The organism is Pollutibacter soli, assembly GCA_029269725.1.
GTDB lineage: Bacteria > Bacteroidota > Bacteroidia > Chitinophagales > Chitinophagaceae > Pollutibacter > Pollutibacter soli.
Genome location: JARJHS010000005.1, coordinates 137,118 through 149,156 on the forward strand (window position 1 = coordinate 137,118; position 12,039 = coordinate 149,156).

Below are 12,039 nucleotides of genomic sequence, written 5' to 3' on the forward strand. Positions count from 1 at the left end.
GTTGGTGGATTGGTGTACCACTTATTTCCTGATGAATAGTTTCCAGTGTTTAGATTTTTTGAACCACACAGGACATGGAGGCACATTAGAATTTTCTATTGTGCCTATGTATTCTTCGTGGCCTATATGGTTTAAAAAAGAACTACAAACCACCAGCTATCATCTCCGCCGACTTCTCCGCAATCATTATCGTTGGCGCATTGGTGTTTCCCCGCGTTACATTGGGCATGACAGATGCATCCACCACACGCAGGTTGCCAACACCATGTACTTTTAACTCATGATTGACCACCGCCCATTCATCATTACCCATCCTGCAGGAAGATGTCGGGTGGTACAGCACTTCTGCTTTGGAGCGAATGAAATCAGCAATACCGGTATCATCATTCAAAATTTTCTCCGGAAGAAATAAACCTGTTCTATAAGGTTTGAATGCCTCTGTCATTCCAAGTTGGTAGGCAAACCGGTAAGCCCAGATCATGCGACGTAGATCATCATCATGATTCAGGAAATTATGATCGATCAACGGCGCCGCTTTGTAGTCGCCGGAAGCCAATGATACGGTGCCCTTGCTCTGCGGGTTGAGTACAACACCGCCGATAGAATAACCATGACCCTTCGGTTGCACGAAACCGTGATCCACAAAATAAGCCGCACCGAAATGAAATTGTATATCCGGACAAGGCTGCTCGGGTGATGACTTCACAAACGCTCCCGCTTCCGCAAGGTTGCTGCAGAAGGGTCCGCGTTTGAATGCCAGATAGCTGAACAGGTTTTTCAGCACTGCTGGAAATTTATCTGAACCATCTAAAGTTGCTTTGTAACTCGTATTGAAAAGCGCACCAATCGCCAGGTGATCCTGCAGGTTTTTACCAACACCGGGCAGATGTTTCACAATCGGTATTCCATGTTTTGTCAATTCATCACCGTGACCGATACCCGAAATCATCAATATTTTCGGACTTAGATAGGCACCCGCACAGAGAATGATTTCTTTTGTTGCTTTTGCTTCCTGTCTTCGTCCATGCTGGTGATACACCACGCCCACCGCTTTTCCATTTTCAATAATGATGCGTTCGGCTTCGGCATTGTTTTCGATGATAAGGTTGGTCCTCGACAGCACTGGCTTCAGGTAAGCTCTTGCCGCACTGCATCGTTCGCCATTGACCTGCGTGACCTGGAACAAACCAAAACCATCCTGGCTGCGACCGTTGAAATCTTCGTTTCGCGTATAACCAAGTTCCTCACCGGCCTGTATAAAAATATTGGAAAGATGATTGTAATAGCGACTACCCGTAACGGGCAGCGGTCCGGCATCACCGTGATATTTGTTATGGATGATCTGCTGGTTTTCCGCTTTTTTAAAGAACGGCAATACCTCATCGTACGACCAGCCTTTATTGCCCATTGCGCTCCACTCATCGTAATCCTGTCGGTTTCCGCGGATATAGATCATCGCATTGATGCTGCTGCTGCCACCGGTTCCCTTACCACGCGGAAGAAAAAGTCGCCGCCCGTTCATATGTTCCTGCGAGGTGGAGTAGAAGGCATAATCGTTGCCTGCACTCAGGCGATTGGCGAGTACACAGCCGGCGGATCCTGCGCCGATGATGATGTAGGAGAATGAGTTCATAAAAAAGAATACAGGATACAAAATACAGAATACAGGAAGACGAAAACGGAAACTGAAAATCTGCCTGCCGCCTGCCTGTCCGGAAGGCATGCAGGCAGGCTGAAAACTGGTAGAAAGCTACTGATTTTGGATGAGATGATTCGGTGTATGCAAAACGGGTTCAGGATTTTCGGGTGTGTGTTACCGGGATTATCGAGTAGTAAAGTAGACGAGTCAGTGGTGCAGGACAGGTCCGCAAAGACAGCCACAAACATTTTTTTTTAACTGGAATGAAAAAACGATAAGTTAGGATAGCATTTATTTCTTTACAAACACCTAAATCGCTGGCATATGAAACTCTCCACCTACGCCGTTATTTCGGCGATCGTTACTTTAGTTTATGGATTTGCACTTCTGTTTTTCCCTGTGGAATTCGTCAGGACCTATGGATCTGATCTTGATGCTGTGGGTACTGTACTAGCCCGACTGTATGGCTCAGCAATGTTCAGCTTCGGCATTGTTTACTGGTTGAACAGGAATGTTCCTGAGCAGTAAAAATCATGGACAAGCCTGCTTTTGTCGAGTGTATTTTTCAACGTTGCGAACTTTATAGTTATACTCCACGGTAAAATGAATGGTGTCGGCAATTCCATGAGCTGGAGTAACCTGGCGCTGAGTGTGATTTTCTTCCTGGGTTCGTTGTATTTTTTATCGCGTAGAAGGACAGCGACAAAATAAACACAGAAATATATTTACATTATAAGGCGTGCGAAATAAAAATTCCGATGTAAAGAATTTATTCTGTGACTGTGTTTTCAATTGTATGCAGTCGAATGTGATTTCCAACGGAATTTATTGCCATGATTTCGCTTACGATAATTTTATCTCCTGGTTGTGTTTGTTTCAATAGGTCGAGTGTAGATGGTTCAAATCTGTTGCCTTTATTTTTTACAACTGTACATGGAGCACTATTGCGGAATAAATAAATTGAAAAACTATCGATTGAGCTGTCGTTGTGAATTTCTTCCCCCCTGGCGATAACGCCAGGCATAGCGAGAAGTGTTTCCTTTTTGATTGGACCGGGACGAATGTTTCCGATATAAGTAATTGGGTCAGGCAGCCGCATGACTCGGAAATGTTTGTCACCTATTTTTATCAGTTTCTTACCGGATTTGCTATAGATCTCAATAGTTGCTTCTTTCTCTTCGAAAGGAATAATAACATACTGGCAGGGAGAGTAATTGCAGGATGTATCAAATCTCCCGTTATTGGTTTTTAGAACAATGGACTCGCAGGGAACACCATCGGCGACAATAGAAATGTAGTTGTGAAAATTAGCATAAATAACATTTGATCTGTCGGCGGTGATAAGGAAATTTTGGCTGAAGGACGTTGCCGCAAAGAAGGAAAGAAAAATTGTCAGGCTACTTTTTAAAATTAAATACAAAATCAGTAGTTGTTGAAATTATCTAGATGTTCCAGTCTTCTTTATTAAAGTGATCGGAATTTTCATTGGCTTCAGACATGCGATATTATATTACCATTGCCCAAGTACAATTCATCATTGTTAATTTCGATAGAGATATGTTCGTCAGCCCGGGCTGCGCAGTGGCCGTAATAGCAGCTTCCAGTTATTATACCCTTTTTCACGCTTATTCAAGAATGTCAACTCTTAGTTGCTGAAATCAGAACTGCAGCCATGGTACATGGTTCTTCACCAATCACCCGCCACGCATGATTGGTTCCTCGTTGAACTACGCTGTCACCGGAACTAAGAATGGTTGAACCTCCTTCTAATAGTAATTCGACCTTCCCTGAGATGACAAAAATGAAATCAATTGTATTGGTACTGTGGAAATCCGGTTTAAAGCCAGGTTCCAAAGTGATAGAAAAAGCATTGAATCCACCATGAGGTGGTTCAAGCTTGAAATTATATCCATCAAGCGTTTCGGCGTTTTTGTAAAAATCGACCGGAACTTCGTTTCCAACCCATAGAGTATTCATATTTATTTCTCCCGATTTTAAAAACGTTGCATTTTTGGGAACGTCTCCATCACCAATAAATAATTGATTTACCCTGAGCATTGACGCCTGTAACCACACGCCGACATGGCTTATTACTTTTGCTTTGTTTTGAAAATGCCAAATATGGACTAAAAAAAGAAAAAAATGGAACCGCCTTGCAAAGCGACAAAAAACGTTTCCGACTGAACTTTACTATTTGGCTCATGAAATTATATTTTTTTAAAGTGGGTGATAAAGAGATTGCTGTTGCGCTGGCCGGTGTTAGCGGAAATTTAAGATTTCTAACCCCTAAACTACAGCGAATAGTCGTTCGATGAAACTCCTGCGTATGTAAGCAATTTCTCTATTGTCTTTTTCAATTTAGTTGGCTTATCGTTGCACGTCGAAAACTTAACAACACCATATCTGGAACCGCTGTTGCTTTCTACGATGAATAAATCACCATCTGTCGGCATATTTCTGCAGCCAAGTGCTATAGGTAATTGCCAATATCCTGAAGAATTTAAACTATCAACCATTTCTTTGAATTGTTTCCTTTTGAAGGGAATTGACCTCGTTGAATATGTAAAGGATCCTTCCAGCGGATCAAAAGCTTTATCCATTATATACTCGTAGTACTCATCTTCCATAAGCTGCGGATACACTTTAATTATCGAATCCCAAAATCTTTTGCCGACAGAATTGGATTCTCTTATTCTTCTTGATAACGGTACTCCACCATTGAAAATTTGAAAATGCTGTTCTTCAATTGGACTTAAATTTTTAGTATTTAATTTCAAATAATCAACTCGATTACCTTTTTTTACAACGACTTCCCCTTCTGTAAATCGGATAATTTGTATAGGTGATGCAACGCTGGGCTGTATGATTACCCGAAGGATTGGTTTTTCCTGACCTCTCAAACTAATATTCCCCTCATCAAACACATCAAGTAATTTCGTTAAATAAAACGCATCATAAGTAGAATCTCTTATCGACTCCAGATGTCTCGTTGGATAAAAAGGAAAGCTGCTGTCTTTGGGATCAGGTTGCTTTACAAATAAATATCCAACATCTGGGAAAGTAATTGGTGAATTTTGAGTAGAGTTGGAACAGCTAAACAAAGACAACGAAAGTATTACGACAATTTCTCTCATTTCGAAATTTGAGGTATCCAACCAATTTCCGCTAACGCCAACTGTCTTGCGCGGTACGGGATACCGGTGTTAATGTCGCCGGCCAGCCGTGAACAATGATACTGATTTGAATTTGATTTGACAATAGCCGATGTTAGCGGTAGTTTTTATTTTATGGTCAATGGTTTATTATAAAGGATACTACGAATCGGTTCGAGTATCGGCATACTAGGATTAACATGATTTTGAAGTATCACAATAGTCTTATCATTTCTAACATGCCTTTCAATAAAATTCACATAACCTGGCCAGGAACCGCTATGATTTGTGATTTTTCCATAATCAGCACTTTCTTCTACATACCAGCCAAAACCATACTTGGTTTTAGATTTGTCTTCTAATGTAGCAACTTCAAAAATTTCTTCCATCCCTTCTTTTGAAAGTAATTTGTTTGTATACAAAGCTCTGTCCCATTTTAAAAGGTCTAAGGTTGATGAGTGAATTCTACCTTGTCCGACTATGCCATCGCTGTAGAAAACAAATTTTGTTTCATTAATACTATCTGGTAGTACAAGTTTATTCAAGCTATCAAGCATATAACCTGTAGCAAAATTGTTTATATCTCTGGGTGTGAGACGGGGAGTATAAACAAAAGTACTTCTCATTTTTAGCGGTCTAAAAATGGTTTTATTCATATAATCGCTATATGAGGTGCCTGTTACATTTTCTATGATTAAAGCTAAGATTGCATAACCTGTATTACTATATTTATACTGGGTATTCGGTTTGAATAATGCTGTCGGTTTATGTTTTGCTAAAAGAGTGACAACGTCATTATTGTTGGCAATTTTCGTTTTATCCCATAGACTGTCTAAAAGTTTGGCATAATCCGGGAGTCCGCTTGTATGATTTAGTAGGTGCCTGATAGTAACTCCGCTGTAAATTGTTAATTCGGGGATATATTTTTTGATTTCATCGTCTAAATTCAACTTACCCTTTTCTTTAAGCATCATTATAGCCATGGCTGTGAATTGCTTTGATACTGATGCTAAATTAAAAATCGATTTTTCGTTCAACTCCACTTTTGTCGTTTCATTAGCAAAACCGAAACTATGGCTGTAAATGACTTTCCCTTTTTCCGCGACCAAAACATTTCCATTTAGTTTACCCTGTGAATATAGAGAGTTAAGCAAACTGTCAATCCTTTGAACCCGGTCTTGTCCGAACCCAGGAAATCCAAATAGCAGCAGAAGAAGAAGTGTTGTTATTAATTTCAATTGTTGATAGTTGTTATGTTTTGATATGAAGTTCACTTATATTACCGCTAATGTTCGAGGCTTTGTGCAGTACGGAAATTTCATGTTCCGTCTGCCTGAACCGTCAGCTGAGTAAAGTTATGTCGTCGATGTTATATTCCAAAAGCCTATCCGTGTTCCTGTCGCCCGGAACTGCAGCTCATCCGTGATAATGTCGATCAGGATATGTTCGTCAGCCCGTATTGCGCAGAGGCCGATGTTATGCCCAGTTTTTAAAGAGATGTTTCCGAATCTCGTACTTTTCAATCAGGCCTTGGTATTGATCTTTAAAATCAGAATTCAAATAGTACTCGAAATCCTCGATTATTAGTCTAGCTTTCTCCTTATTGTTCTCAATGATACAATAGTCAAATAATATTGCGCAAATATTAAAAGAAGTCTGCCTCAAAGTCTCGAAAGCAATTTCTCTGTTTGAAAGTCTTTCCAAATTAGGCAACGCAATATTCTCGATATTTCTTGTTATTATTTTTATCAGTATATCGTTATCAACAGCAGCCAAGTCATACCAAATATTATCGATAAACTGTTTGTCCCAATTAGCTATATGTCCCCCACTACTCCAAAATAAACAATAATCGTCTGTTTTCTTTTTGTAAAAACTTTTGTACCACTTTTCGTACTCTAGGTCAAAAAGACAAAAGATAGGATCAAACCTTATTACTTTGTCTTTTAAATTGTAAGAACTCCTCTTAAAGAAAACTTCTTGCTTAAAGGAGTTGCCACTCTTAAAAAAGTTGAAACTTCCTTCTTTGAATTGAAACTCCCTTTTGTCGAAAATTGGTTTAATGAATTCAAGAATGAAATTATTAATTCTTTCCTTGGGTTCTTGTCCAACGAAATAGAAAACTGGCTTATTCTTTCTCTTAAATAATGAAAACATTGTCAATAAAAATTGGGCATAACAGATAAATATACGCACACGACATCACTAATTCTAAGCGTAATTAAACGTATACAAGTAGCTGAAATATTTAAAAGTGTTTGAAATGGATGATAAATATTTCAAACATTTTATAGCGCTTTAGAACGTTTTTAAATACTTAAAAATGCAATCCCGGATTTACTTCTTTCGATTATCAGTCAGCAAATCCCTGTCACAACCCCACACAAACCAATTCCCCCGCTTTCCCCACAGCACCCACCGCCACAACAATATACTGCTTCCCATTGATCGAATAAGTCATTGGTATGCCCGCCTGGTATGCAGGCAGCTCCAGCTCGGAAATAATAGCACCAGTCGCCTTATCATGCGCACGAAATTTATTTCCACCACCGCCATCAGATGCATAAAGACCCGCGCCTTCACCTGCGAAAAGCAATGTTTTCGTCACCAGCATACCCACACGGTCGGGCATACCGGTACGCGGGATATTCAGGCCTTTCAACGCCTCATTATTCTTAATCCATTCGGGTGAGTCGGCATTGGCGATCATCCAGCGATGTTCGCCACTATTGAGATCGATTGCTGTAATGCGACCGTATGGCGGCTTCACTAACGGTAACCCGTGCGGGCCGATCCGCGAACTTCCCATGTAAGCAACAAAATTCATATCGCTAAGCTGTGGTGCAGCTTCCAGACTCATCGGCCGCAACACAGTGCTGGAAGACACATACAACATCTTCGTTTCCGGATCAAAAACACCGCCCTGCCAGTTGGCGCCACCGACCGCATCAGGAAGCATCAATGTTCCTAAATGATTAGGTGGATCGTACACTGTCACCGGCGTGTACAGGGGTCCGCGTTTATACTTCTGCACGATCTGCAAAGCCTCCTTCCGCATCTTCGGTGTGAAATCGATCAGGACACTATCGTGATAACCCTGGCGGTCATACGCTGCCGGCTTTGTGGGAAAGGGTTGGGTAGGAGAGGTCCACTCACCTTTGACTTCACTCTTCGGTACCGGTCTTTCTTCAATCGGCCACACCGGTTTACCGGTGACGCGATCGAATACAAATGCAAAAGCCTGCTTCGTTAATTGCACCACGGCTTTGATCGGTTGCCCGTTGACGTTGATATCGGCGAGTATCGGCGGTGCAGGCAGATCATAATCCCAGATATCGTGATGGATGAGCTGGTAATGCCAGACTTTTTTTCCGGTCTTTGCATCGAGACAAACAAGACTCTGTGAAAACAAATTATTCCCTGGCCGGTGACCACCATAGAAATCGCCTGTCGCTGCTTCCAGCGGCAGGTATACATAACCGAGTTCGGGATCTGCAGTCAACGGAGCCCATGCACCTGCATTGCCGGTATATTTCCAGCTGTCACCTTCCCAGGATTCATTGCCTTCTTCACCTTTTTGCGGAATGGTATGAAAAATCCACAAGCGCTTCCCGGTCTTCACATCATAACCCATGATATCGCCTCGCACCTGCGTTTTTGATACGGGCGCGAGACCTACTGGAAAACTGGCGCCGACGATGATCACATCATTCACAATGATCGGCGGCGAAGTGGAACCAATCGTTGCGGTTAACGCTTCTGCTTTCTGATCAAGACCCTGTCTTAGATCAACTACACCATTTTTTCCAAATCCCTGTACCGGCTGACCGGTTGCTGCATCAAGTGCGATGAGCTGGAAACCAGGTGTTATGTAGATCACCCGGTCTTTTGCATTCGGTTGCGCCTTCCAGTAAGCTACGCCCCGACCGGAATTTTGTCGCGGTACAGAAGTTTTTCTTTCCTTTTCATCGTAGCGAAAAGTCCACAGTGTTTCGCCGGTAGCTCCGTTGATGGCAGCGACAGTGCGACTGGTACCTGCAGTCGTGTACAGGATACCGTTAGCCATCAGTGGGGTGGCCTTGAAATAAAATTCCGGTGACGGACCAAAATTTTCGGTCTTCCAGCGCCAGAGGATCTTCAAATCTTTTGCATTGTCTTTATTGATCTGCGCAAGCGGCGAATAGTTTGTACTCGCATAGTCACCGCGATGCTGCAGCCATTCAGCTTCGATGGTAGGTGGCTTATCAGAGTATGTCGGTGCGTTAAAACGCAGACTGATACGCGAGGGTGTTCCGGGTGCGGGACCAGGTTTATACGCCAGGCCCCGGGAGCCCGAAGCAGGGAATTCTTCATTGCCGGCGGGGTATTGATTGACGTCGAAGATATAGGCAAGCACAGCGGCGTAGTCTTCGTCTTTCAACGAATGAGGATTGGTTTTGGGCATGGTGTTCTTCGTCAGCTCGAATAATGAGGCGAGGGAACTGTCTTTCCATTTTGCTGTAAAGCGTTCACCTACCAATGCTACGCCACCTTCGGTGCCGCGTAAATCACGGCCGTGACAGGCGACGCAGTGCTGCATATATATCGGTTGGCCGGCGGTGGATTGTTTTTTTGTGTAGAGAGATGTAGTGATGGTGATTTCTGATGTGGATTTTTTTTTCTCCTGGTTACAGGAGGAAATAAAAAATAATGTCAATAGAATGATGTTTAAAGGGAATTTGTTTGACGTCAACAGGGATCTGATGCATCGCGTCCTTACAGCATGCAATTCTTCCCGATTTCTTTCTGTTCTTTCTGCCTTCCCGGCTATCCTTTTGAGTAAGTAAAAATTTGTCATATATCAGCCACCGATGAGAGAATAATATACGGAGAATTTGGAAGAAGTTCGAAGGATGAAGGACGTTTGACGAATTGCTTAAAGTTTTTAGTTCAGTCAGGGAACAACAAACCGCAAAGAAACAGCCGAGTCCCGCAAAGGAACAGCCAAGCAGCGGGTATTTTGTACTTCCTTTGCGGGCTGTTTCTTCGCGCACTTTGCGGTTTGACTTCTTATTACTAAAAGAGATATCAAATTAAAGCAGTTTTTTTTTGAACCACATAGTGCATATAGGCACATAAGCAGACATAGAAATAGCAACTTAGGATGATTAGATGCAGGCTTTTTTCTCTATGTGCCTATGTATCCTTTTTCCCTATGTGGTTCAAATGTTGGCTGTATAGTTAAAGTGAAACCAAAGAGTAGCAGCCGGGAATTTGATTACTTCGCTCTCTTTGCAGTCTGACTTCTTGTTACTAAATAAAAGAGATATCAAATTAAAGCAGCTTTTTTTTGAACCACATAGGGCATATAGGCACATAAGCAGACATAGAAATAGCAACTTAGGATGATTAGATGCAGGCTTTTTTCTCTATGTGCCTATGTATCCTTTTTTCCCCTATGTGGTTCAAATGTTGGCTGTACAGTTAAAGTGAAACCAAAGAGTAGCAGCCGGGAATTTGATTACTTCGCTCTCTTTGCAGTCTGACTTCTTATTCCTAAATAAAAGAGATATCACATTAAACCAGCTTTTTTTTGAACCACATAGGGCATATAGGCACATAAGCAGACATAGAAATAGCAACTTAGGATGATTAGATGCAGGCTTTTTTCTCTATGTGCCTATGTATCCTTTTTTCCCTATGTGGTTCAAATGTTGGCTGTATAATTAAAGTGAAACCAAAGAGTAGCAGCCGGGAATTTGATTACTTCGCTCTCTTTGCAGTCTGACTTCTTATTCCTAAATAAAAGAGATATCACATTAAAGCAGTTTTTTTTTTGAACCACATAGGGCATATAGGCACATAGGCAGAGATTGAAGTAGCAACTTAGGACGATTAGACGCAGGCTTTTTTCTCTATGTGCCTATGTATCCTTTTTTTCCCTATGTGGTTCAAATGTTGGCTGAATAGCTAAGGTGAAACTAAAGAGTAGCAGCCGGGAATTTGATTTAAAAGTCTCACAACGCCGGTTGGGCAGTTTGGCATTGAGGACCCGTTTCCAGATTCTGTTTTGACCCAGCTGTCTGTCGGCAGGTGTCGTCTTCATCCTGTATTCTCTTCACTCCCTACGGAAACAACGTCATAAAAATATACGCCGCAAAAATCACGAGCAGCACAATTCCCTGAAGGATCGTTGTTTTCCCTGTACGAAAGGAAAGAATAACTACGAGCAGAGAAAGTACCAGCAACACAGTTGATTTCGGATCAAGACCGAGGGCTAACGGGATATCATACACGATAGAATAGATTGCCACTGCGGGAATGGAAAGGCAGATGGTAGCGAGTGCCGATCCGAGCGTAAGATTAAGGCTCGTCTGCAGCTGATCCCGGCGGGCAGCTTTTATGGATGATAATGCTTCAGGTAAAAGAATGATGCATGCGATAGCGATACCTGCGAGCGCCCTCGGTGCATCGAAATAGTTAATCATCTTGTCGAGGGCAGGCGCCAATGATTTTGCCAGCAGGATCACTACACTCAGACAAACAAACAGCAACACAAAACTGATCATCGTCGTCTTTCTATTCGGTTTCAGGAAATCCACCGGCGCTGTTTCTATTGGTTTTTTTGTAACAAAATGATCTTTATGCCAGAAGCCTTGTACAAAAATAAATCCGGCATATAATATCAGCGACGCTGCGGAAACAAAGAGCAATTGCTTTGTTGAGTAAAATGAACCTGCTACTGAAGAGGTATAATTCGGGAGGATAAGTGTCAGCACCGAAATCGCGAGTAGTACTGTGGTTACTGAACTGACCCCCTGCAGCACAAAAGTCTGTATCCTGTATTTTACAGCACCGATCAATAGACTGAGACCGATCATTCCGTTAAGTATGATCATAATAGCAGCAAATACAGTGTCACGGGCAAGGGTAGTCGCGTCTTTACCGCCGGCATGCATCATTGATATAATCATCGAAACTTCTATCACGGTGACGGCTAATGCAAGGATCAGTTCCCCAAAAGGTTCGCCGACTTTAACCGCAATCACCTCCGCGTGATGTACAGCTTCGAGCGTACATACGACCAGGGCAATCAAAGCAACAATATCCAGCCAGTCGCTCGTATAGCTCTGTTTAATAAAATAAATAATCCAGACGAGTACCGGGATTAAATATGATTTCAGCGGGATCTTATAATTGGAAGGAATCAAATGGTATGGGTTTAATAGTGATATGCCGCGGAGCCATCAGTCCGGCATTTAATCTGCA

At 42.2% G+C, this 12,039-nt stretch carries 9 protein-coding genes; 1 reads left to right on the forward strand and 8 read right to left on the reverse strand.

Features of this window, described 5'->3' with window-relative positions; translation table 11 throughout:
• Positions 1–142: 142 nt before the first annotated feature.
• Entirely contained in the window at positions 143–1,633 is a 1,491-nt protein-coding gene (locus tag P2W82_RS14120; protein WP_336516549.1) for a GMC family oxidoreductase, read from the reverse strand.
• Positions 1,634–1,963: 330 nt separating this feature from the next.
• Between P2W82_RS14120 and P2W82_RS14125 the strand changes: the two genes are divergently transcribed.
• Positions 1,964–2,167 (forward strand): hypothetical protein, encoded by a 204-nt coding sequence (locus tag P2W82_RS14125; protein WP_336516550.1) that lies wholly within the window; start codon positions 1,964–1,966, stop codon positions 2,165–2,167.
• 241 nt (positions 2,168–2,408) lie between these two features.
• On the opposite strand, the gene P2W82_RS14130 is transcribed toward P2W82_RS14125, so the two are convergent.
• The 7 genes from P2W82_RS14130 to P2W82_RS14160 all read right to left on the reverse strand — a co-directional run bounded on the left by P2W82_RS14130 (position 2,409) and on the right by P2W82_RS14160 (position 11,981).
• A complete protein-coding gene (locus P2W82_RS14130; RefSeq protein WP_336516551.1) occupies positions 2,409–3,059 on the reverse strand; it encodes a GldM family protein in 651 nt (216 codons plus the stop codon).
• A gap of 218 nt (positions 3,060–3,277) precedes the next feature.
• On the reverse strand, positions 3,278–3,616 hold the full coding sequence (locus P2W82_RS14135) for a cupin domain-containing protein (protein ID WP_336516552.1): 339 nt from the start codon (positions 3,614–3,616) through the stop codon (positions 3,278–3,280).
• Positions 3,617–3,930: 314 nt separating this feature from the next.
• Complete coding sequence (locus P2W82_RS14140; RefSeq protein ID WP_336516553.1) at positions 3,931–4,773, reverse strand: hypothetical protein; 843 nt, start codon at positions 4,771–4,773, stop codon at positions 3,931–3,933.
• A 146-nt stretch (positions 4,774–4,919) separates the two neighbouring features.
• Complete coding sequence (locus P2W82_RS14145) at positions 4,920–6,029, reverse strand: serine hydrolase domain-containing protein (protein ID WP_336516554.1); 1,110 nt, start codon at positions 6,027–6,029, stop codon at positions 4,920–4,922.
• Between the two features lie 238 nt (positions 6,030–6,267).
• Positions 6,268–6,948 (reverse strand): hypothetical protein, encoded by a 681-nt coding sequence (locus P2W82_RS14150; RefSeq protein ID WP_336516555.1) that lies wholly within the window; start codon positions 6,946–6,948, stop codon positions 6,268–6,270.
• Between the two features lie 214 nt (positions 6,949–7,162).
• On the reverse strand, positions 7,163–9,487 hold the full coding sequence (locus P2W82_RS14155; protein ID WP_336516556.1) for an outer membrane protein assembly factor BamB family protein: 2,325 nt from the start codon (positions 9,485–9,487) through the stop codon (positions 7,163–7,165).
• Between the two features lie 1,408 nt (positions 9,488–10,895).
• On the reverse strand, positions 10,896–11,981 hold the full coding sequence (locus P2W82_RS14160; RefSeq protein ID WP_336516557.1) for a calcium:cation antiporter: 1,086 nt from the start codon (positions 11,979–11,981) through the stop codon (positions 10,896–10,898).
• Positions 11,982–12,039: the final 58 nt, after the last annotated feature.

What these genes read in the sequence shown, in the direction of transcription:
- P2W82_RS14135 (WP_336516552.1), bottom strand. Translation starts at nt 3,616, where the DNA reads ATGAATACTCTATGGGTTGGAAACGAAGTTCCGGTCGATTTTTACAAA.
- P2W82_RS14125 (WP_336516550.1), top strand. Translation starts at nt 1,964, where the DNA reads ATGAAACTCTCCACCTACGCCGTTATTTCGGCGATCGTTACTTTAGTT.
- P2W82_RS14150 (WP_336516555.1), bottom strand. Translation starts at nt 6,948, where the DNA reads ATGTTTTCATTATTTAAGAGAAAGAATAAGCCAGTTTTCTATTTCGTT.
- P2W82_RS14120 (WP_336516549.1), bottom strand. Translation starts at nt 1,633, where the DNA reads ATGAACTCATTCTCCTACATCATCATCGGCGCAGGATCCGCCGGCTGT.
- P2W82_RS14140 (WP_336516553.1), bottom strand. Translation starts at nt 4,773, where the DNA reads ATGAGAGAAATTGTCGTAATACTTTCGTTGTCTTTGTTTAGCTGTTCC.